Below are 20,983 nucleotides of genomic sequence, written 5' to 3'. Positions count from 1 at the left end.
AGAAATATGGGGCCCACTGCCTGGCTTACCTGAAGAACGAGGCGCCCCCCATCGCGAGCAGGCTCGCTCCCACAGGAACGGGTGCAGAACCTGTGGGAGTGAGCTTGCTCGCGATAGCGGACTCACAGCCCCATAGAAACGTCAGTGGTCGCTCAAATTCAAGCTGTCAGCGAATAGATCAACGCCGAAATCGCCACCAGGCCCACCGCCGTCACGAAGACGTTGGAAGCCTGACCGCGATAACGCGCCATGGCCGGAACCTTGCGGATTGCGTACATCGGCATCAGGAACAGGATCGCGGCGATGATCGGACCACCGAGGGTTTCGATCATCCCCAGAATGCTCGGGTTCAGCGTGGCAACGATCCAGCAGACCACCAGCATGAAGGCGGCAGTCATGCGATCGAGGGTCTTCGGTGCCGGGCGCTTGCCACTCTTCACGATCAGACCTTTAAGGCCTTCGCTGGCGCCGATGTAGTGGCCAAGGAACGACTTGGAAATGGCCACGAACGCAATCAACGGCGCCGCGAAGGCGATGGTCGGGTTGCTGAAGTGGTTGGCCAGGTACGACAGGATTGACAGGTTCTGCGCCTTGGCTTCCGCCAGTTGCGCCGGCGACAGGGTCAGCACGCAACTGAACACGAAGAACAACACCATCACCACCATCAAGAGGTGGGCCCGGGACAGGATCTGCGAGCTGCGCTCTTCGGCGTGATCGCCGTAACGACGCTTCTGGTCCACCGCGAACGCCGAGATGATCGGCGAATGGTTGAACGAGAACACCATCACCGGAATCGCCAGCCACAGCGTATGCAACAGTGCCGAGGGTTCCGGCAGTGTCGATGCGGTGGCGAGAATGCCGCCGTTCCAGTGTGGAATCAGGAACACCGCGAGGAACAGCAGCGCAACAATGAACGGATAAACCATCAGGCTCATCGCCTTGACGATCACCTGCTCGCCGCAACGCACCACCGCCAACAGGCCGAGGATCAGCACCAGCGACAGCACGGCGCGCGGTGGCGGCATGATGTGCAATTGATGCTCGAGGAAACTGCCCACGGTATTGGTCAGGGCCACGCTATAAATCAGCAGGATCGGGAAGATCGCAAAGAAATACAGCAAGGTGATCAGCGCACCAGCCTTGATCCCGAAGTGCTCTTCCACGACTTCAGTGATGTCCGCGCCTTCGCGTCCGGACAACACGAAGCGGGTCAGGCCACGGTGTGCGTAAAACGTCATGGGGAACGCCAACACCGCCAGGACCAGCAACGGCCAGAAGCCGCCCAGACCCGCGTTGATCGGCAAAAACAGCGTGCCGGCCCCGATGGCTGTGCCAAACAGGCCCAGCATCCAGGTGGTGTCATGGCGATTCCAGCTCTCAAGCGTCGCTGGTGCCGTCGATACATAGCGTTCGTCGACGCTATTGGCCTGATCATTCATCCGGTGGGATCTCCGCATTCCGGTCAGTTGCTACCCGGTCAGGACGAGTCGGAAAAATCCGACAGGCAGCGCCCTGGCCGAAACAGGGGCGCGATTGTCCGGGATTAATGAGCAGAAGCAAAGACTTAGCTGAGGAGTGGTTGAACGGATCAGATGCTTGGCATCCCTTTATTGAATAGCTGTTCTAAAAAAATCTATCCAATAAAGGATTGTCGTCCTGTAATTTCGATTCCGACTGCTGGCCGTCAGCCCTTACCTGCGGAGCCCTCTCATGCCACTCGTTCGCGTCGACATCAAGAAGCATCAAGACCCTACGCACGCCAAACGTGTCGGGCAATTGATCTACGCCGCCCTGCACAGCGCCATCGCCGTGCCCGAGAACGATAACTTCCAGATTCTGGCCGAGCACGACGAACAGCATTTCATCTTTGATCCCGGCTACCTGGGCATCAATCGAACCGACAATCTGGTGGTGATTCAGATCACCCTGAGCGAAGGCCGCACGATCGAGCAGAAAAAACTCCTCTACAAAACCATCGCCGAGAGCCTTAACGCGGAACTGGCGGTGCGCCTGGAAGATGTATTCATCAATCTGGTGGAGGTAAAGAAAGAGAACTGGTCGTTTGGCAATGGAATAGCCCAGTACGTCAGCTGATTGCTGGCAGCCCGGAAATTTCCCACCCCGGGTACGGCCGTTGACACGCCCGCGACGCCGGGTGAACCCAAGGCCCCGCCAGCAATGGACCGGGGTCTTGTCGTTTCATCAGCGCTATTGATCATCGATATGCAGGTCGGTCTGTACCATGGCGCGGAAAAACCCTACGACGGTGAACGGGTACTGGCGAACATCCAGCAACTCATTCGTCAGGCCAGGGAGCGCAACATGCCGAAACGGTGCCTTCGCCAAGGTATTGAACACCGTGGATGTGTGAGCGCCAAGGAACGCTCCTACACTGAGGTCGCAGGCCACAAGCCTGCTATCTTTGGTTAATGCCAGACCGTTGCGCCATCAGCCATCCGAAGCGACGTTCGAGCCTCCGAACTACCGATGCCCACAGGAGCCCAGCATGCCCGCAACCGTTCTGGTACTGGTTGAAACCATCAATGAGTACCTGCCGATTCTCGAACATCAGGGTTTTCACCTGATTCTGGCTCCCACACCTGCCGAGCGCGCCGACGCCATCACGCGCCATGGCGCCCGGATCGATGCGGTGCTGACCCGTGGTCCATTGGGCTTGTATGCCGACGAAATCGCCGCCCTGCCCAATCTCAAGATCATCTGCGTGATCGGTGCCGGTTATGAACATGTCGACCTGCAAGCCGCCGCCAACCGGGGCATTACGGTCACCAATGGCGCCGGAGTCAACGCCTCTTCAGTCGCCGACCATGCCATGGCGATGCTGCTGTCGCTGGTGCGTGACATTCCCCGTTGCGATGCCGCCGTGCGCCGGGGTGAGTGGCCGAAAATCATGCGCCCTTCCCTGGCCGGCAAGCACCTGGGCATCCTGGGGCTCGGTGCGGTCGGCATGGCCATCGCCAAACGCGCCGCCCACGGCTTCGACATGACGATCAGTTACCACAACCGCCAGCATCGCAGCGACGTGGCGTACAGCTTCCGCTCGACGCCCACCGAACTGGCACGGGAATCAGACTTTTTGATCGTCGCCACCCCTGGCGGGCTAGGCACCAAGCACCTGATCAACCGGCAAGTACTCGACGCTTTGGGCCCCCAGGGGTTCATCGTCAACATCGCCCGAGCCAGCGTGATCGTCACCGCCGACCTGATCAGCTCGCTTGAGCAGCGCAGGATTGCCGGCGCTGCGCTGGATGTCTTCGACACAGAACCCCAAGTCCCCAATGCCTTCAAGGCGTTGGCCAATGTGATCCTCACCCCGCATGTCGCCGGTTTGTCCCCGGAAGCCACTCAAGGCACCGTGGAGCTGGCAGGTCGCAATCTGGTGGCGTTCTTCTCCGGCAACCCGGTTTTGACCCCGATTGCCCTGCCATCGTCGATGAGCATGATCTGATTCACTATTCAAACAGATGTATCAAAAACAATGATTGTCCGGCAACACGCTCACCTATAAGGGCCGTTCGTGGTTGTGGGTGTCGGGTGTGCGCATTAGATTAGCCAATAGTCTCAGGCCTCCAGAATAAGCAGAAGGGATAAGCATGGCGCTTACTGACCAGTCCACCCGTATCCGCACCGGCGAAGAACTCGATGCCAGCCTGATCGATCCATACCTCAAGGCCCACATTCCGGGCCTGAGTGGTTTGCCGCAGATCAGCCAGTTTCCAGGCGGTGCGTCGAACCTCACCTACTTGCTGGAATACCCCGAACAGGAGTTCGTCCTGCGTCGCCCGCCCTTTGGCCACAAAGCCAAGTCCGCCCACGACATGGGCCGCGAGTTTCGCATCCTCAATCAGCTCCGGGACGGTTTTCCGTATTGCCCGAAAGCCTACGTGCACTGCACCGACGAATCGGTGATCGGCGCCGAGTTCTATGTGATGGAACGGGTCAAGGGGATCATCCTGCGCTCCGAACTGCCGCCGGAACTGGGTCTGGATTCGGCGAAAACCGAAACGCTGTGCAAGAGCTTCATCGACAAGTTCGTCGAACTGCACCGGGTCGACTACAACGCCTATGGCTTGGGTGACCTCGGCAAACCCGAAGGTTATGTCGCACGGCAGATCAAGGGCTGGAGCGATCGCTACGAGAAAGCCCTGACCCCGGACGCGCCGAAGTGGGAAGCGGTCAAAGCCTGGCTCAACGACAAGATGCCGGCCGATCACCCGACCTCCAGTATCGTCCACAACGACTACCGCTTCGACAACGTGATCCTCGACCCGAACAACCCGATGGAGATCATCGGCGTGCTCGACTGGGAACTGACCACCCTCGGCGATCCGCTGATGGACCTGGGCAACACTCTCGCCTACTGGATCGAAGCCGACGACCCGGCCCCGGTGCAATTGATGCGCCGCCAGCCAAGCCACGCCCCGGGCATGCTGACCCGCCGTGAGTTCGTCGATTACTACGCCGAGCGCGCTGGCATCCAGATCGACAACTTCGACTTCTACTACACCTACGGCCTGTTCCGCCTGGCCGGCATCGTGCAGCAGATCTACTACCGCTTCTTCCATGGCCAGACCCAGGACAAACGCTTCGCGCAGTTCATTCACATGAACAAACTGCTGGAGCAGATGAGCCTGCAAGTCATTTCGAAATCCAGCCTCTGATCACGCCACTGGCCCCAATAACAAGGAAAAACCATGTCCAAGACTCAGTTGTTCGACCTCGACGGCAAAATCGCATTTGTATCCGGCGCCAGCCGTGGCATCGGTGAAGCCATCGCCAAACTGCTGGCCCAGCAAGGCGCCCACGTCATCGTCTCGAGCCGCAAACTCGACGGCTGCCAGCACGTAGCCGACGCGATCATCGCCGCCGGCGGCAAAGCCACTGCGGTGGCGTGCCACATCGGTGAAATGGAACAGATCAGCCAGGTCTTCGCCGGCATCCGCGAACAGTTCGGGCGCCTGGACATCCTGGTCAACAACGCGGCGACCAACCCGCAGTTCTGCAACGTACTGGACACCGACCTCAGCGCTTTCCAGAAAACCGTCGATGTGAACATCCGCGGCTACTTCTTCATGTCGGTGGAAGCCGGCAAGCTGATGCGCGAAAACGGCGGCGGCAGCATCATCAACGTCGCGTCGATCAACGGCATCTCGCCAGGAATCTTCCAGGGCATCTACTCGGTGACCAAAGCGGCGGTCATCAACATGACCAAAGTGTTCGCCAAGGAATGCGCGCAGTTCGGCATCCGCTGCAATGCCCTGCTGCCGGGCCTGACCGACACCAAGTTTGCTTCGGCACTGGTGAAGAACGAGGCCATTTTGAACACCGCGCTGCAACAGATTCCGCTCAAGCGTGTAGCGGATCCGAGTGAGATGGCGGGAGCGGTGTTGTATCTGGCCAGTGATGCGTCGAGTTACACCACCGGGGTTTCGTTGAATGTGGATGGTGGGTTCTTGTCCTGATCCGATGTACCGGATGAACAAAAGGCAGCCTTCGGGCTGCCTTCTTTTTTTGCGCTAATGATCGTTCCCACGCACAACGTGGGAACGACCGCACGAAAGAATATTAATTCTACTATTTGCAACTTGAGAATATTTATTCCATAAATAGCCCCTCCTGAAAATAAAATCCAAAAGGACCCCGGCTATGCGCGAACTCGGTATCGGACTCATCGGCACAGGTTTCATGGGCCGCGCCCATGCCTTGGCGTTTCGCAACGTCAGTGCGGTTTTCGAACTGCCCCTCAAACTCAAACTCGCCGCCCTGGCCGACGCCGATCCTCAGCGTGCCCGCCACTGCGCCGATGCCTGGGGTTTCGGCACCGCGCATAGCGACTGGCAGCAACTGATCGATGACCCCCAGGTCAATCTGATCGCCATCACCACGCCCAATCACCTGCACTATCCCATGGCCATGGCCGCCCTCGCCGCCGGCAAACCGGTGTATTGCGAGAAGCCGTTGGCCGTGAACCTGGAACAGGCCGACGCCATGCGCCTGGCGGCCAAAACGGCGGGCGTGGTGACGCGGGTGGGTTACAACTATCAGCACAACCCGATGATCGGGCTGGCCCGGGAGCTGATTGAAAACGGCGACCTGGGTCGGATCATTAGTTTCCAGGGTGAATTCAGCGAAGATTTCATGGCCGATCCTGCATCCCCCTGGTCGTGGCGTTGCGATGCCAATCATGCCGGTGGAGCATTGGCCGATCTGGGCAGTCACTTGCTGGCCATGGCCCGTTATCTGGTGGGCGATGTCGAAGCAGTGAGCGCCGATACCCAGACCGTACACCGGCAACGTCCCGCCACGGCTGGCAGTCCGGAGCAACGCAGCATCGCCGTCGATGATCAGGTCCATGCCTTGTTGCGGTTTGCCAATGGCGCCCGGGGCACGTTCAGCAGCAGTTGGCTCAAGCACGGCTACAAGAATCATCTGAGTTTTGAAATCAGCGGCACCCGAGGAACGTTGGTGTTCGATCAGGAACGCCTGAATGAACTGCGGCTGTTTCGTGCCGGTCAGGACGGTTTCCAGCGCTTGCTGGCAGGTCCCAATCTGCCGGGTTATGCCGCGTTCAGCCCGGCGGCAGGGCATCAGCTTGGATACAACGAGCTCAAGACGCTGGAAGTCCATGATCTGGTGTTGGCGCTGGCAGGCTTGTCTCAGGGTGGAACGAATTTCGAGCAGGCGTGGGAAGTCGAACGCCTGGCGACGGCGATCCGGTTGGCCGCGCGGGAGTCGCGTTGGGTCAGGATCGAGGAAGTTTGAGAGCAAAACGCCCAGATACTCGCCAGCGGCACAGCGCCGCTGGCGGTTCAACGTGGGCAAATAGGTGCTTACTGAGTGACGCAACGAGTGAGCGTCGTTTCCCGGGTCACCTGCCCCTCAGCCCTCACATCGCCTTGCACATCAGTGTCTTCAGTGGTTTGGCAGGTGCGCACAGGGGGTGGAGGCGGTGCCGCGGGAGGTGGCGGCGGAGGACTCGCACACCCCCCGAGAATCGCCATGCAGAGTGCGAACGACAGTGTTGTAAAAGTGCGTTTCCCAAGACTTTTCATAGATTGACCCGCGGTAAGTGATCGAGATCTTCCGCGACCCAACATTCTCACCGCTTATCAGCGGACCGGTCACAGAAAAAATACTTTCGTATTCCTCATACGACCGCCGGCAAAACCTGACAGTTCCTAGGACATCTGGCGACAATGCAACGTGCTGCTCTCAAGTTCATAACGCAGCTCGTCGATCAACGCTGCCACCGCCTCTGGCGTTCTGAGGTTGGCCACGTTCAACCCACTGACCACCAGGTCCACCTCACCCGATACGGGATGATAGAGCTTCACCGTCAATGAATGATCACCCGTGACATTGCACTCACAGGCCAACGGGGAAAAGCTCCGCTCCAGTTGCATACGCAATTGCGCCACATGAATCATCCGGCAGTTCCTGTCGCTGTTTTGATAGGGAGGCGATACCCGCAGATCGGTATCGCACCCTCACAGACTAAGAACTGCCGCGCCCGTCCAGAACATGAATTTGCACCCCCTCGAGTAGTGCATTTGCACCTAACGCTGGGCCTTTGGCCGCCACTCGCTGGAGAACAAACCGCGTTCGCGAGCCCAGACAATCGCCTCGCTGCGACTGTGAACGTCGAGTTTGGAATACACCGTCGAGACATGATTGCGCACGGTGTTCGGCGCAAGTTTGAGCCGTGCGGCGATTTCCTTGTCGGCCAGGCCTTCGCAAATCAGGCCGAGCACATCACGCTCGCGGGCAGTCAGGTCGGTGAAAGACACACTAGGCAACAGCGGCGAGTTGACGTTTTTTACGTTAGCGAGTTTCTCGATGAGCGTGCGGCTGAACCAGGAAGCGTCCTTCATGACCTCTTCGATCGCCGACACCAACTCCAGCTCTGTGCGTTTACGTTCGGTGATGTCCATGAACACCAGCAGGTAGCAGGGCCTGTCCTGAATGTTCACGGTGTCGGCCGAGACCGCGCAATCGATGAGCCCGGCGCCTTTCTTGCGTACCCGGACATCGACACGATCCACGCTTCCGTTTTTTTCCAGCGCGGTAAACAGTTGCGCGCGGGCGCCTTTGTCATCGATAAAATCGATCTGCGTGACCGATTTGCCAAGCACTTCTTCACTGGTGTACGCGAGCGTATCGAGGAAGGCTTCATTGACGTCCATCACCACCTGATCGACGGCGTTGCACACCAGGATCGGCACTGGGGTCAGTCGAAAAGCCTTGGCAAAACGTTCCTCGCTCTGGCGCAGGGCGACTTCGGCCTTATGCCGAGGCTCGATGTCGACGAAGGAAAACAGCATGCAGGCTTCATCGTTCAGCTCAAGGGGCTGGCCGGCGACGATCACCTGTTTGCTGCCACCTTCGGCTAACTGCAGCTGCGCCTGCATTTGCGGAATGGTCACCCCTTCGCGCAACCGCTGCTTGGCCAGGTCTCTGTTTTCGGCGCCCTCCAGCACGTCCAGTTCATAGGTCGAACGGCCGATCACCTGATCACGGGTATAGCCGGTCATCTCCAGAAAGCCCGGGTTGACTTTGATATAGCGCAAATCGCTGAGGCGACAGATCACCGCCGGGGCCGGGTTGGCATTGAAGGTTTTTTCGAAACGCTGTTCGGCGCTGGCCCACTCCGTAACATCGTTCATGATCAGCACCAGCGACTCCGGTTTGCCAGCGCTGTCGGCCAACACCATGCTGCGCACGCTGTGAACCCAGGTGCGCTCTTCGTCGGCGGCAGGCGTTACCTCAACCAACACATCGCTGAAGGACTCGCCTCGGGCGACGCGGCTGATCGGATAGTTGTCGGTCTGAACCGGATGATTATTGCGATAACGCAAGGCGAAGCGCTTGGCGTACTCGTTGGCATTCGCCCCCAGCTCGCTGAGTTGCCCGACGCCGTGCATGGCCAACGCGGCGTCATTGGCCCAGAGAAGGGTCTGGTCGAGTTCCAGCAGAATCACCCCGTCGGACAGCCCGGCGATGATCTGCTGCAACTGACGGCGATTGGTTTCGGTGGTCAGGACGTCCTGGCTCATTGGATCTCCACGCGTACGGCGGCGCCTTCATGCGCCGCCCTGTGAAGATTACGACCGCGAGGGGGTGGGATAGTGCAAATGGCTCACCTGCGGGAACTTGCGAACGCGCCCCCTGTAACGAGGACGGCAAATTTCCGAAGGTGAGATCTTTGTGCTCGCCTATACTGAAAAGGGTAAACAGTTCTGCCGAGCTCGATTACTAAATCATTGATAAATATGGTGATTTAATAGCCTTGGTATCCTTGGAGGTTGCTGGTTAAAGATATTTCTCTGTGATGATTGGGTGTCGTAACGAGGATTTGATATGAACGTCTTGTTGAAAGAACTTCAGGCCTATCATCATGAGGTGGCTATAAAAATCACTCGGATCAAAGAGTTGCTGAGAAAAATGAAGCATGAATCCGATGCTGCTGATGACTGCAAGCTGTTGTTCAAGATGCTGGAAGCCTTGCATGGTGATGCAGAGCGACACCACCACGAAAATGAAGAACTGATTCGGCTGGCCTTGCTAACGACTGAGGCACCGATCCACCAACGGGTCAAGGATATCGAGCGAGATCACCAGGCATTTGGGCGCATTGCCGGACAGTTGAAGACATTGGAGGACACAACTCTGGAAACGAGAGTAATTGCTGACACTGTCGATGACTTCATCAAAAAATACTTCGATCATATGGACTCGGAGGAAAATATTTTCTTTCCGTTGGCAAATAAATGGCTGTCAGACGATCAGTGGCAGGAAATAACGCGTCAATGGCATTAGTTGGCGTTCACCGTATACCTTCAATATTGCAAATCCCTTCGCTTTGGCGCGCAACATTGCTGCACTGAGTCACTGCACAGCCTCAATCAGTGCCGCGACAAAAAACTTTGATCTTTTGGTCGTAGCGCCCTCTCGCCGCGGCTGCCCTAAACTCGCGTAAACAATTGATTTAATGCTGTCCCTTATCTGCCTGGAGAGTTTCCATGATCCTGGATACGTTACATTTCACGCCTTGGTCCGCGTTGGCAGGCGGTGCGTTGATCGGCTTGGCGGCGAGCGTGATGGTCGTGGCCAACGGACGGGTCGCCGGGATCAGCGGATTACTCGGCAGTCTCCTATCGCCAGGTGATTCGGGACGGGGCGAAAAAGCCTTGTTCATCCTCGGGCTTCTGGCGGCGCCCCTGTTGTGGGCGCTGTTTGAGGTATGGCCGGCCATTGAATTCAAGACCGGCACCGTGGGGCTGATCATCGCCGGGTTGTGCGTCGGGATCGGCACCCGTTATGGCTCCGGTTGCACCAGTGGCCACGGGGTGTGCGGTATCTCGCGGTTGTCCCCGCGCTCCATCGTCGCGACGTTGTGCTTCATGTTCGCGGGCTTTGTGACCGTGTTTGTGCTGCGCCATCTGCTGGGGTTTTGAACATGAAAAAACTCACGGCTTTCCTCGCAGGCCTCTTGTTCGGCATCGGCCTGCTGTTGGCCGGCATGGCCAATCCGGCCAAAGTACTGGCGTTCCTCGATATCACCGGTCTGTGGGATCCCTCCCTGGCGCTGGTGATGATCGGGGCGATTGCCGTGGCCTGGGTGCCGTTTCATTGGGCCATGAAACAATCCAAGGCGTTGCTGGGAGGGCCGATGCAGTTGCCGGTCAGTCGTGAACTGGATCGGCGCTTGATCGGTGGTAGTTTGCTGTTCGGGGTCGGTTGGGGCATTGCGGGGATCTGCCCCGGGCCGGCACTGGTGCTGTTGCCGACGGGGCATTGGCAGGCGTGGGTGTTTGCGATTGCCATGCTGGCGGGAATGTTGATGTTCAGCGTGTTGCAAGCGCGTCGATAAATCGCCTCGCCTGGTTCAATGTCCAGAGGTCGTAACCTTCGGCGGCGCAGTCATTGCCGAAGGCTACGATTTTTGCGTTTCAGGCTGCCGATGCTCCGCTGGCAATCGCCGCCGACGCCGCCAGCATCGCCCGCAACAACACCGCACACCCGGCCGCCAGGTCATCCGGCGCGGCATTTTCGATTTCGTTGTGGCTGATCCCGCCTTCGCACGGTACGAAAATCATCCCGGCCGGGCCGAGCTCAGCGAGGAAGATTGCGTCGTGCCCGGCTCCGCTGACGATGTCCATGTGTGACAGGCCCAACCCTTGGGCGGCGCCGCGTACCGCTTCGACGCAGCCTTTGTCGAAGTACAGCGGCGGGAAGTCCGCCGTGGGTGTGAGTTCGAAGGTCAGGCCGTGTTCCTCGCAGGTGGTTTCGATGACTTCGCGGACCTCGGCGATCATCGAGTCCAGTCGCGCCGGTTCCAGATGCCGGAAGTCCAGGGTCATGCGCACTTCGCCGGGGATGACGTTGCGTGAGCCGGGATAGGCTTGCAGGCAGCCGACAGTGCCGCAGGCGTGAGGTTGATGACCGAGGGCGGCGCGGTTGACTGCACCGACGATCACCGCGGCGCCGACCAGGGCGTCCTTGCGCAGGTGCATCGGCGTCGGGCCGGCGTGGGCTTCGACGCCGCGCAGTTTCAGGTCGAACCATTTCTGGCCGAGGGCGCCCATCACCACGCCGATGGTTTTGTGTTCGTCTTCAAGGATCGGGCCTTGTTCGATATGGGCCTCGAAATAGGCACCGACGGCATGCCCGCTGACCTTGCGCTCGCCAGCATAGCCAATGGCGTTCAAGGCTTCACCGACAGTGACACCCTCGGCATCGACCTTGGCCAGGGTTTCTTCGAGGGTGAATTTTTCCGCGAACACGCCGGAGCCCATCATGCACGGCGCGAAGCGTGAGCCTTCCTCATTGGTCCAGACCACGACTTCCAGTGGCGCTTCGGTTTCCACGCCCAGGTCATTGAGGGTGCGCAGCACTTCGACCCCGGCCAGTACGCCAAAGCAGCCGTCGAACTTGCCGCCGGTGGGTTGGGTGTCGATGTGGCTGCCGGTCATCACGGGTGGCAGGTTCGGGTTGCGGCCCGGACGGCGGGCGAAGATGTTGCCGACAGCGTCGATGCTGACGGTGCAACCGGCCTCCTCGCACCAGTTGACGAAAATGTCCCGGGCCTGACGGTCGAGGTCGGTCAGGGCCAGGCGACAGACGCCGCCCTTGACCGTGGCGCCGAGCCTGGCCAGGTCCATGAGCGACTGCCACAAGCGGTCGCGGTTGATGTGCTGATGGGTGGACTGCAGAACGTCTACGGCAGCGTTCATGATGATCTCCTCAGTTTTTCTTCTGATAGTTCCCACGCTCTGCGTGGGAATTCATCCATGGACGCTCTGCGTCCGCTTCAGGGACGCGGAGCGTCCCGGGCTGCATTCCCACGCAGAGCGTGGGAACGATCAAACCGTGGATTTTGCGATTGATGGGCTGGGGCGCATCGAGCACAACCCGTAATAAATCAGCCCACCCAGCACCGAGCCGGTGAACCAGCCATAGTCGTAGAACCAGCTGAATGCATCGCTGCCGAGCGACAGCAGCGTCAGCGCCACCGGCACTCCAAAGGCAATGAACCCGAACCAGTTCCACGCCGGGTAAACGTCATCGCGATAGAGGCCAGCCAGGTCCAGTTGCTGTTTCTTGATCAGGAAATAGTCCACCACCATGATCCCGGCGATCGGGCCCAACAGGCTCGAATAGCCCAGCAACCAGTTGGAATACACCGTCTCCAGGCTTAAATCCGAGACGATCAAACCGAGCTTCTTCAACAGCTCATGGGCCATCAGCGCCAAACCGACCAGGCCGGTGAGCATCACCGCTTTGGTGCGGTTGATGAATTTAGGTGCAACGTTCTGGAAATCATTGGTCGGCGAAACGATGTTGGCCGCGGTGTTGGTCGACAGCGTGGCGATGATGATCAGCGCCATGGCCAGTGCCACCCAGACCGGGCTCTGGATATGCCCGATCAGGGTGACCGGATCGGAGACGGTGACGCCCACCAGTTTTACCGAGGCGGCGGTCATCACCACGCCGAGGGAGGCGAACAGAAACATGGTCAGGGGCAAGCCGATAATCTGCCCGACGATCTGGTCCTTCTGGCTTTTCGCAAAGCGGCTGAAATCCGGAATGTTCAGGGACAAGGTGGCCCAGAACCCGACCATGGCGGTCAGCCCGGCGGCAAAGTAACTGGCCACGCTGGCCCCTTCCGGACGCTTGGCCGGGATCGCCATCAACTCGGTCATCGACACGTTCGGCATCGCCCACACCAGCAGCCCCACGCCCACCAGCACCAACAACGGTGCCGAGAGGGTTTCCAGCCATTTGATCGAGTCCGCGCCGCGAATCACCACCCACAGGTTCAAGGCCCAGAACACCATGAAGCCGATCACTTCACCGGTACCGCCGAGGGATTTCCAACCGTCGAACACCGAGCCGAGAAACAGGTGAATGGCCAGCCCGCCGAACATCGTCTGAATGCCGAACCAGCCACACGCCACCAGCGCCCGGATCAGGCACGGAATGTTCGAACCGAGGATGCCAAAGGACGAGCGCAACAACACCGGAAACGGAATGCCGTACTTGGTGCCAGGAAAGGCGTTCAGGGTCAGGGGGATCAGGACGATGATGTTGGCGAACAGAATAGCCAGCAGCGCTTCGCCGACGCTGAGGCCGAAATGCGCAGTGAGCACACCGCCGAGGGTGTAGGTCGGCACGCAAATCGCCATGCCCACCCATAACGCGGTGATGTGCCATTTGTTCCAGGTTCGTTCGTGCACCTTGGTCGGTGCCATGTCGTGGTTGTAACGGGGGCTGTCGAGGACGTCACTGCCGGCTTCGAGCTCAAACAAGCCGTCGCGCTCGGTCACTTGCGATCTGATCTGTTGCATGGCCGCTCCACTGTTCTTTTGATTATTGTTGCTCATCAGGGGCTGACGGGATCAATTAACGTGCCGGTTACCCCGTTTGCGCATCGGGCAGTTCCATAAACGCTTCATAACCAACTGATGTTTATCAGTTTTATTGATTTAGCCGATGAGTCATCGGTTACTTGCCTGTTCACTCAGGCCGAATGCCAGGCAAGTTGTCCGAACAGTCAGGACTCAATCTGGTGCATACCACTTTTTTTCAATGTCGCGCATCAACCATAGACCATTCTCAAGCGGCTGATTTCACATAAGAAATCTCGTCTATTTTTACAACCTGTCAAGTGCGTCAAAATGGTGAGAGGCCTCACCATTTTGGTGATTTTTACAATTAATCTTTAATTATCAATTACTTATAGAAGTTATAAGCATATAAAAAATATTCTTGCTCAATCCTCAAACTCAGACTAGCGTTTATTCCTGACAGCGCTGACAGGAATACACCTGTTTGCGCAGGCTTCCTATAAAACATTTAGAACCGGCACCAGTCGGTCATTGCCTGCGAGGAACTCGGAATGTCTCTGTTGATCCGTGGCGCCACCGTTATTACCCATGATGAGAGTTATCGCGCCGACGTCTATTGCGCCGACGGCGTGATCAAAGCCATCGGTGAAAATCTTGATGTTCCGGCGGGTGCCGAAGTGCTCGACGGCAGTGGCCAATACCTGATGCCCGGCGGCATCGATCCGCACACGCACATGCAACTGCCCTTCATGGGTACGGTGGCCAGCGAAGACTTCTTCAGCGGCACCGCGGCGGGACTTGCCGGTGGCACGACGTCGATCATCGACTTTGTGATTCCCAACCCGCAGCAATCCCTGATGGAAGCGTTTCATCAGTGGCGCGGTTGGGCCGAGAAGTCGGCGTCGGATTACGGTTTCCATGTCGCGATCACCTGGTGGAGCGAACAGGTGCGCGAGGAAATGGCCGAGCTGGTCAGCCAGCACGGGGTCAACAGCTTCAAGCATTTCATGGCCTACAAGAACGCGATCATGGCCGCCGACGACACCCTGGTAGCGAGTTTCGAGCGCTGCCTGGAGTTGGGCGCGGTGCCGACCGTGCATGCGGAAAACGGTGAGCTGGTCTATCACCTGCAACGCAAGTTGATGGCCCAGGGCATGACCGGCCCGGAAGCGCATCCGTTATCGCGCCCTTCGCAGGTGGAAGGTGAAGCGGCCAGTCGAGCGATCCGCATCGCCGAAACGTTAGGCACGCCGCTGTACCTGGTGCACGTCTCGACCAAGGAAGCCCTCGACGAAATAACCTACGCCCGCAGTAAGGGCCAACAAGTCTACGGCGAAGTCCTGGCCGGGCATTTACTGCTGGACGACAGCGTCTACCAACACCCGGACTGGCAGACCGCCGCCGGTTACGTGATGAGCCCACCCTTCCGTCCGCGCGGCCATCAAGAGGCGCTTTGGCACGGCTTGCAATCGGGCAACCTGCACACCACCGCCACCGACCATTGCTGCTTCTGCGCCGAGCAAAAAGCCGCCGGCCGTGACGACTTCAGCAAGATCCCCAACGGCACGGCCGGTATCGAAGACCGCATGGCGGTGCTCTGGGATGAAGGGGTGAACACCGGGCGTTTGTCGATGCAGCACTTCGTAGCGCTTACCTCCACCAACACCGCGAAAATCTTCAACCTCTACCCGCGCAAAGGCGCGATTCGCGTCGGTGCGGACGCAGACCTGGTGCTGTGGGATCCGGAAGGTACGCGGACGATTTCAGCGCAGACTCACCATCAGCAAGTGGACTTCAACATCTTCGAAGGCAAGACCGTGCGCGGTGTGCCGAGCCACACCGTCAGCCAGGGCCGGGTGGTGTGGGCCGATGGTGATTTGCGCGCCGAGCGCGGTGCCGGGCGGTATGTCGAGCGGCCGGCGTATCCGGCGGTGTTTGATTTGCTGAGCAAGCGGGCTGAGTTGAACAAGCCGGTTGCTGTGAAACGCTGATCCGTACCAATGATCGTTCCCACGCTCTGCGTGGGAATGCCTCAAGGGACGCTCTGCGTTCCAATGGGACGCGGAGCGTCCCGGGCTGCATTCCCACGCAGAGCGTGGGAACGATCACAAAACCACTGCCCACCAGAGGCAGCACCTCAAATAACCGTGAGGCCAACACCGTGATCAAGACCCTGAACCACCTCCCGCATCCGCACGAGAATGCGGCCGCCCTCGCCGGCCATTTCACCGATCTGGCGCCACCGCTCAACGACCGCCAGGCCCATCTGGAAGCCTCGCGCTGCCTGTATTGCTACGACGCGCCGTGTGTGAATGCCTGTCCGAGCGAGATCGACATTCCGTCGTTCATCCGCAATATCCACCAGGAAAACGTTCAGGGTGCCGCGCAGAAAATCCTCTCGGCAAACATCCTCGGCGGCAGTTGCGCCCGGGTGTGCCCGACGGAAGTGCTTTGCCAACAAGCCTGCGTACGCAACAACGACCATGAATGCGCACCGGTGCTGATCGGCCTGTTGCAACGTTACGCCGTCGACAATGCCCACTTCAGCGAACACCCCTTCACGCGTGCGGCCTCAACCGGCAAGCGCATCGCCGTGGTGGGCGCCGGCCCGGCCGGTTTGTCCTGCGCTCATCGCAGTGCCATGCACGGTCATGACGTGGTGATTTTCGAGGCACGGGAAAAGGCTGGCGGCCTCAACGAATACGGGATCGCCAAGTACAAACTGGTGGATGACTACGCGCAGAAGGAGCTTGAGTTCCTATTGGAAATCGGCGGGATCGAAATCCGCCACGGGCAGAAACTTGGAGAGAACCTGACGCTCAGCGATCTGCATCAGCAATTCGATGCGGTGTTCCTCGGCCTCGGCCTGGCCGCCAGCAAACAGCTGGGTCTTGCTCATGAAGATGCACCGGGCCTGCTCGCCGCTACTGACTACATCCGCGAACTGCGTCAGGCCGATGACCTGACTCAACTTCCCCTCGCTGACCGTTGTATCGTTTTGGGCGCCGGCAACACCGCCATCGACATGGCCGTGCAAATGGCACGTCTGGGGGCACGCGACGTCAATCTGGTGTACCGCCGCGGTGTCGATGAAATGGGCGCGACAGATCACGAACAGGACATCGCCAAGGCTAATCAGGTGCGCCTGTTGACTTGGGCTCAACCTGAAGAAGTGCTACTCGATGATCAAGGCAACGTGCGCGGCATGCGCTTCGCCCGCACTCACCTGGTAGACGGTCGCCTGCAAACCACCGGCGAAACCTTCGAACTGGCCGCAGATGCGATCTTCAAAGCCATCGGCCAGGCCTTCGACTCCAGCGCCCTCGCCGACCCGCTGGCCCGTGAACTCAAGCGTGAGGGCGAGCGGATTCAAGTGGACGAAAACCTGCGCACCAGCATCCCCGGCGTGTACGCCGGCGGTGACTGCACCAGTCTCGATCAGGACCTCACCGTGCAGGCCGTGCAACACGGCAAACGGGCCGCCGAGGCGATCAACACCCAACTCATGCTCAACGTGGAGGCTGCGTAAATGGCCGATCTCTCGATTGTCTTCGCCGGCATCAAAGCCCCCAATCCGTTCTGGCTGGCCTCCGCGCCACCCACCGACAAGGCCTACAACGTGGTCCGCGCCTTCGAGGCCGGCTGGGGTGGCGTGGTCTGGAAAACCCTGGGTGAAGACCCGGCGGCGGTTAACGTGTCGTCGCGTTACTCGGCACACTTTGGTGCCAATCGCGAAGTGGTGGGCTTCAACAACATCGAACTGATCACCGATCGCTCGCTGGAGATCAACCTGCGGGAAATCACTCAGGTCAAAAAAGACTGGCCGGACCGCGCGCTGATCGTGTCGCTGATGGTGCCCTGCGTCGAAGAATCCTGGAAAACCATCCTGCCACTGGTGGAAGCCACCGGCGCCGATGGCATCGAACTGAACTTCGGTTGCCCGCACGGGATGCCGGAGCGCGGCATGGGCGCGGCGGTCGGCCAGGTGCCGGAGTACGTCGAGCAGGTCACCCGCTGGTGCAAGACGTACTGCTCGCTGCCGGTGATCGTCAAGCTCACCCCGAACATCACCGACATTCGCGTCGCCGCCCGCGCGGCCCATCGCGGTGGTGCGGATGCGGTGTCGTTGATCAACACGATTAACTCGATCACCAGCGTCAACCTGGAGCGCATGGTCGCCAATCCCGCCGTGGGCAGTCAAAGCACCCACGGCGGATATTGCGGTTCGGCGGTCAAGCCCATTGCGCTGAACATGGTCGCCGAAATTGCCCGCGACCCACAGACCCAAGGCCTGCCAATCTCCGGCATTGGCGGCATCGGCAGCTGGCGCGACGCGGCGGAATTCATTGCGCTGGGCAGCGGCTCGGTGCAGGTGTGCACGGCGGCGATGCTGCATGGCTTTCGGATTGTCGAGGAGATGAAGGACGGTTTATCGCGCTGGATGGACAGTCAGGGCTATGCCAGCGTGTCGGAATTTTCCGGGCGTGCGGTGGGCAACACCACGGACTGGAAGTATCTGGACATCAACTATCAAGTGATTGCCAGGATTGACCAGGAGGCCTGCATCGGTTGCGGTCGTTGCCACATTGCTTGCGAAGACACTTCGCACCAGGCGGTTGCGAGCCTTAAGCAGGCGGACGGGACGCATAAATATGAAGTGATTGATGATGAGTGCGTGGGGTGCAATCTGTGTCAGATCACGTGCCCGGTGCAGGATTGTATCGAGATGGTGCCGATGGAGAATGGGAAGCCGTTTCTGGATTGGAATCATGATCCGCGCAATCCCTACCATGTCAGCCCTTGAGGTCAGAGGCGCCTGAACCGACGCCATCGCGAGCAGGCTCGCTCTCACATTGGATCTTCAGTGTTCAGTAGAACCCTGTGGGAGTGAGCCTGCTCGCGATGAGGCCAGCAGCAACACCGCAAAAGTTAGGGCTCCAACCCAATCCCCCGCAAGATCACACTCGTCACCGTCTGCACCGCCCGCTCGAACTGCATGTCCGACAATGGCTGGTGGTCATTCAGAATATTCACCTGATGATCAAAGTCGGCGTAATGCTGGGTCGACGCCCAGATCATGTACAGCAGGCTCGAAGGTTCTACCGGCAGGATGCGTTTGTCGTCCACCCATTGGCGGATTTTCGCTTCTTTCATCTTGGCCCAGTCGTAAAGACTGACATCCAGTTTCTCGCCGAGGGTCGGCGCGCCGTGGATGATTTCGTTGGCCCAGACTTTGGAGCCGTAAGGCCGGCTGCGGGAGTGGTTCATCTTGGCGCGGATGTAGCTGCTGAGCACCACGCGCGGGTCGTCGAACATCTCGAAGCACAGGGCGTCCTGTTTCCACACTTCCAGCAGACCCAACAGCACAGCGCTGTACAGCTCGCTCTTGGTGCTGAAGTAGTAATGCAGGTTGGAGCGCGGCAGTTGCACTTCGGCAGCGATGTCGGCCATGGCAGTGCCGCCGAAACCTTTTTCGGCGAAAACCTTTTCGGCTCCCAACAGAATTTTCTCGACGTTACTGCGACGAATCTCGATCTTGTGATTGCCCATGAGGGCTCCCTGACAACAGCGTTGCTCAAGACTAGCATCCGCTCTACCTCGCGGCGACAAGGGAAAACGAAACTTCGTACACCCAGCTACACGCAGGTAAACTGACCGCCTTTTCGAACCCGCCTCAGAGGTATTCCACGATGCTGTTCAAGAAAACCCTGACCATCGTCGCCCTGCTCGGCTCGCTGTTCGCCGCTTCATCGGTGTTTGCCCATGCCCATCTGAAAGACCAGACCCCGGCCGCCGACAGCACGGTGAGCGCACCGTCGGAGCTGCGCCTGGTGTTTTCCGAAGGCGTTGAAGCGACCTTTTCCAAGGTCTCGATCAGCAAGGACGGCATCGAATTGCCGGTGAAGGGCCTCGCCACCGAAGGCAGCGACAAGAAAACCCTGATCGTTACCCCGGCCGCACCGTTGGCAGCGGGGGCCTACAAAGTCGAATGGCACGCGGTGTCGGTCGATACCCACAAAAGCGAAGGCGCCTATAGCTTCAAGGTTGGCCAGTAATTCATGACGAGCGCGTTGGTGCTGTGCCGGTTTGTGCATTTCACCGTCGTGCTGATGTTGTTCGGGGTGTGGGTGTTCAGGCCGCTGCTGGTCAATGGCAACCCTGGACATCTGGATCAGCGACTGACGAAAACAACCTGCTGGCTGGCGGTGACGGCGCTGGTCACTGGCGTCAGCTGGTTGCTGCTGATCACCGCCAGCATGGCCGGCTCCTGGGAGGCGGCATTCGATCCATCGACCCTGCGACTGGTACTCGGCAATACATTTTTCGGCCAGGTCTGGCGCTGGCACTTGTTTCTCAATGGGCTGTTGATCGCGCTGCTGATGTCGCCCTTGCGTGCCAACCTGCCCCTGCGAATCGGCCTCGCCAGCCTGCTGCTGGCCACCCTCGCCCCGGTCGGCCACGGGGCCATGCTCGACGGCCTCAACGGTCAATTGCTGATCCTCAATCAAATCATTCACCTGACGTGCGTCGGTGCCTGGCTCGGCGGTTTGATGGTGTTGGTGCTGATCCTGCGGCAGCCGGCAGAGCATTCCATCAAGGCGACCTTGCAACGCTTCAGCGGCATTGGTTACGTCTTGGTGGCGGGGTTGGTGATGACCGGTTTGATCAACGTGCGGGTACTAACCGGGCAATTCTGGCCTACGCCATTGCTATCCGGGTTTGCGCTGATTCTGTTGATCAAGGTTGTGCTCGTCGCGGCGATGCTGGGGCTGGCGTTGTTCAATCGGCTGCGGATCAAGCATTGCGAGCAACGACTGCCAATGCTGAAAACCAGCGTGATCATGGAATGGTTTCTGGGGATTGGCGCGGTGGCGGCGGTTTCCCTGCTGGGGACCATGCCCCCGATGATCGTGAGCTAAAACACAAAACCCTGTGGGAGCGAGCCGGCTCCGGGCGGCGTTCCGACGATGACGGTAGAACAGACACCACTGCAGTGAATGTCAGACCGCTATCGTCGGAACGCCGCCCGGAGCCGGCTCACTTGTATGGTAGGACTTGAAGGGAGGAGGAGGGACAAGGCTCGATTCTGACTGTTGACGCAGTACAGACCGTGGGAG

19 protein-coding genes and 1 pseudogene are annotated in these 20,983 nt (G+C 59.1%); 14 read left to right on the top strand and 6 right to left on the bottom strand.

Annotation, left to right across the window (positions count from 1 at the left end; genetic code table 11):
* Positions 1-158 precede the first annotated feature (158 nt).
* A complete protein-coding gene (locus AC3WP4_RS02085) occupies positions 159-1,439 on the bottom strand; it encodes a serine/threonine transporter (protein ID WP_074876234.1) in 1,281 nt (426 codons plus the stop codon).
* Between the two features lie 271 nt (positions 1,440-1,710).
* On the opposite strand from AC3WP4_RS02085, the gene AC3WP4_RS02080 reads away from it, so the two are divergent.
* The 6 genes and pseudogenes from AC3WP4_RS02080 (at position 1,711) to AC3WP4_RS02055 (ending at position 6,780) form a co-directional block, all read left to right on the top strand.
* Positions 1,711-2,094: a tautomerase family protein gene (locus AC3WP4_RS02080; protein WP_102616369.1), complete on the top strand. Its 384-nt coding sequence runs from the start codon at positions 1,711-1,713 to the stop codon at positions 2,092-2,094.
* Positions 2,095-2,178: 84 nt separating this feature from the next.
* A pseudogene (locus AC3WP4_RS02075) lies at positions 2,179-2,343 on the top strand (isochorismatase family protein); the annotation flags it as partial.
* A 163-nt stretch (positions 2,344-2,506) separates the two neighbouring features.
* Complete coding sequence (locus AC3WP4_RS02070) at positions 2,507-3,466, top strand: 2-hydroxyacid dehydrogenase (RefSeq protein ID WP_102616370.1); 960 nt, start codon at positions 2,507-2,509, stop codon at positions 3,464-3,466.
* Positions 3,467-3,611: 145 nt separating this feature from the next.
* Positions 3,612-4,679, top strand: a complete 1,068-nt coding sequence (locus AC3WP4_RS02065; RefSeq protein WP_102616371.1) for a phosphotransferase family protein — start codon at positions 3,612-3,614, stop codon at positions 4,677-4,679.
* A 33-nt stretch (positions 4,680-4,712) separates the two neighbouring features.
* Positions 4,713-5,480, top strand: a complete 768-nt coding sequence (locus tag AC3WP4_RS02060) for an SDR family oxidoreductase (RefSeq protein ID WP_008149805.1) — start codon at positions 4,713-4,715, stop codon at positions 5,478-5,480.
* Between the two features lie 184 nt (positions 5,481-5,664).
* Complete coding sequence (locus tag AC3WP4_RS02055; RefSeq protein ID WP_102616372.1) at positions 5,665-6,780, top strand: Gfo/Idh/MocA family protein; 1,116 nt, start codon at positions 5,665-5,667, stop codon at positions 6,778-6,780.
* A gap of 416 nt (positions 6,781-7,196) precedes the next feature.
* Here AC3WP4_RS02055 and AC3WP4_RS02050 read toward each other — a convergent pair whose 3' ends face one another.
* Entirely contained in the window at positions 7,197-7,445 is a 249-nt protein-coding gene (locus tag AC3WP4_RS02050) for a DUF1652 domain-containing protein (protein WP_074876224.1), read from the bottom strand.
* A gap of 129 nt (positions 7,446-7,574) precedes the next feature.
* Positions 7,575-9,071, bottom strand: a complete 1,497-nt coding sequence (locus AC3WP4_RS02045; protein WP_074876222.1) for a helix-turn-helix transcriptional regulator — start codon at positions 9,069-9,071, stop codon at positions 7,575-7,577.
* A gap of 304 nt (positions 9,072-9,375) precedes the next feature.
* Between AC3WP4_RS02045 and AC3WP4_RS02040 the strand changes: the two genes are divergently transcribed.
* From AC3WP4_RS02040 to AC3WP4_RS02030, 3 genes are all read left to right on the top strand, one after another.
* On the top strand, positions 9,376-9,834 hold the full coding sequence (locus AC3WP4_RS02040; protein WP_102616373.1) for a hemerythrin domain-containing protein: 459 nt from the start codon (positions 9,376-9,378) through the stop codon (positions 9,832-9,834).
* 203 nt (positions 9,835-10,037) lie between these two features.
* The gene (locus AC3WP4_RS02035) at positions 10,038-10,472 is read left to right on the top strand and encodes a YeeE/YedE family protein (RefSeq protein WP_074876218.1); all 435 of its coding nucleotides are present in this window, start codon (positions 10,038-10,040) and stop codon (positions 10,470-10,472) included.
* 2 nt (positions 10,473-10,474) lie between these two features.
* On the top strand, positions 10,475-10,888 hold the full coding sequence (locus tag AC3WP4_RS02030; RefSeq protein WP_076031283.1) for a DUF6691 family protein: 414 nt from the start codon (positions 10,475-10,477) through the stop codon (positions 10,886-10,888).
* Positions 10,889-10,967: 79 nt separating this feature from the next.
* Here the strand turns inward: AC3WP4_RS02030 and AC3WP4_RS02025 are convergent, their stop codons facing one another.
* Together AC3WP4_RS02025 and AC3WP4_RS02020 are read right to left on the bottom strand one after the other, a co-directional pair.
* Entirely contained in the window at positions 10,968-12,251 is a 1,284-nt protein-coding gene (locus AC3WP4_RS02025; RefSeq protein WP_074876214.1) for a Zn-dependent hydrolase, read from the bottom strand.
* Positions 12,252-12,380: 129 nt separating this feature from the next.
* Complete coding sequence (locus tag AC3WP4_RS02020; RefSeq protein ID WP_074876210.1) at positions 12,381-13,865, bottom strand: NCS1 family nucleobase:cation symporter-1; 1,485 nt, start codon at positions 13,863-13,865, stop codon at positions 12,381-12,383.
* A 551-nt stretch (positions 13,866-14,416) separates the two neighbouring features.
* Between AC3WP4_RS02020 and hydA the strand changes: the two genes are divergently transcribed.
* The 3 genes from hydA (at position 14,417) to preA (ending at position 18,669) form a co-directional block, all read left to right on the top strand.
* Positions 14,417-15,856, top strand: coding sequence for a dihydropyrimidinase (gene hydA / locus AC3WP4_RS02015; RefSeq protein ID WP_074876208.1), 1,440 nt, complete (start codon positions 14,417-14,419; stop codon positions 15,854-15,856).
* A 170-nt stretch (positions 15,857-16,026) separates the two neighbouring features.
* Positions 16,027-17,394 (top strand): NAD(P)-dependent oxidoreductase, encoded by a 1,368-nt coding sequence (locus tag AC3WP4_RS02010; RefSeq protein ID WP_102616798.1) that lies wholly within the window; start codon positions 16,027-16,029, stop codon positions 17,392-17,394.
* Entirely contained in the window at positions 17,395-18,669 is a 1,275-nt protein-coding gene (gene preA / locus AC3WP4_RS02005) for an NAD-dependent dihydropyrimidine dehydrogenase subunit PreA (protein WP_074876206.1), read from the top strand.
* Between the two features lie 125 nt (positions 18,670-18,794).
* Here preA and AC3WP4_RS02000 read toward each other — a convergent pair whose 3' ends face one another.
* A complete protein-coding gene (locus AC3WP4_RS02000; RefSeq protein ID WP_008149783.1) occupies positions 18,795-19,415 on the bottom strand; it encodes a TetR/AcrR family transcriptional regulator in 621 nt (206 codons plus the stop codon).
* A 140-nt stretch (positions 19,416-19,555) separates the two neighbouring features.
* Here AC3WP4_RS02000 and copC point away from each other — a divergent pair, with 140 nt between their 5' ends.
* Positions 19,556-19,921 (top strand): copper homeostasis periplasmic binding protein CopC, encoded by a 366-nt coding sequence (gene copC, locus AC3WP4_RS01995; RefSeq protein ID WP_102616797.1) that lies wholly within the window; start codon positions 19,556-19,558, stop codon positions 19,919-19,921.
* Positions 19,922-19,924: 3 nt separating this feature from the next.
* Positions 19,925-20,785 (top strand): copper homeostasis membrane protein CopD, encoded by an 861-nt coding sequence (gene copD, locus AC3WP4_RS01990; protein ID WP_102616796.1) that lies wholly within the window; start codon positions 19,925-19,927, stop codon positions 20,783-20,785.
* The last annotated feature ends 198 nt before the right edge of the window (positions 20,786-20,983 follow it).

Source organism: Pseudomonas sp. FW305-20 (assembly GCF_058788075.1).
This window is presented reverse-complemented; position numbering and strand designations above follow the sequence as displayed.

What these genes read in the sequence shown, in the direction of transcription:
- AC3WP4_RS02085 (WP_074876234.1), bottom strand. Translation starts at nt 1,439, where the DNA reads ATGAATGATCAGGCCAATAGCGTCGACGAACGCTATGTATCGACGGCA.
- AC3WP4_RS02080 (WP_102616369.1), top strand. Translation starts at nt 1,711, where the DNA reads ATGCCACTCGTTCGCGTCGACATCAAGAAGCATCAAGACCCTACGCAC.
- AC3WP4_RS02070 (WP_102616370.1), top strand. Translation starts at nt 2,507, where the DNA reads ATGCCCGCAACCGTTCTGGTACTGGTTGAAACCATCAATGAGTACCTG.
- AC3WP4_RS02065 (WP_102616371.1), top strand. Translation starts at nt 3,612, where the DNA reads ATGGCGCTTACTGACCAGTCCACCCGTATCCGCACCGGCGAAGAACTC.
- AC3WP4_RS02060 (WP_008149805.1), top strand. Translation starts at nt 4,713, where the DNA reads ATGTCCAAGACTCAGTTGTTCGACCTCGACGGCAAAATCGCATTTGTA.
- AC3WP4_RS02055 (WP_102616372.1), top strand. Translation starts at nt 5,665, where the DNA reads ATGCGCGAACTCGGTATCGGACTCATCGGCACAGGTTTCATGGGCCGC.
- AC3WP4_RS02050 (WP_074876224.1), bottom strand. Translation starts at nt 7,445, where the DNA reads ATGATTCATGTGGCGCAATTGCGTATGCAACTGGAGCGGAGCTTTTCC.
- AC3WP4_RS02045 (WP_074876222.1), bottom strand. Translation starts at nt 9,071, where the DNA reads ATGAGCCAGGACGTCCTGACCACCGAAACCAATCGCCGTCAGTTGCAG.
- AC3WP4_RS02040 (WP_102616373.1), top strand. Translation starts at nt 9,376, where the DNA reads ATGAACGTCTTGTTGAAAGAACTTCAGGCCTATCATCATGAGGTGGCT.
- AC3WP4_RS02035 (WP_074876218.1), top strand. Translation starts at nt 10,038, where the DNA reads ATGATCCTGGATACGTTACATTTCACGCCTTGGTCCGCGTTGGCAGGC.
- AC3WP4_RS02030 (WP_076031283.1), top strand. Translation starts at nt 10,475, where the DNA reads ATGAAAAAACTCACGGCTTTCCTCGCAGGCCTCTTGTTCGGCATCGGC.
- AC3WP4_RS02025 (WP_074876214.1), bottom strand. Translation starts at nt 12,251, where the DNA reads ATGAACGCTGCCGTAGACGTTCTGCAGTCCACCCATCAGCACATCAAC.
- AC3WP4_RS02020 (WP_074876210.1), bottom strand. Translation starts at nt 13,865, where the DNA reads ATGCAACAGATCAGATCGCAAGTGACCGAGCGCGACGGCTTGTTTGAG.
- hydA (WP_074876208.1), top strand. Translation starts at nt 14,417, where the DNA reads ATGTCTCTGTTGATCCGTGGCGCCACCGTTATTACCCATGATGAGAGT.
- preA (WP_074876206.1), top strand. Translation starts at nt 17,395, where the DNA reads ATGGCCGATCTCTCGATTGTCTTCGCCGGCATCAAAGCCCCCAATCCG.
- AC3WP4_RS02000 (WP_008149783.1), bottom strand. Translation starts at nt 19,415, where the DNA reads ATGGGCAATCACAAGATCGAGATTCGTCGCAGTAACGTCGAGAAAATT.
- copC (WP_102616797.1), top strand. Translation starts at nt 19,556, where the DNA reads ATGCTGTTCAAGAAAACCCTGACCATCGTCGCCCTGCTCGGCTCGCTG.
- copD (WP_102616796.1), top strand. Translation starts at nt 19,925, where the DNA reads ATGACGAGCGCGTTGGTGCTGTGCCGGTTTGTGCATTTCACCGTCGTG.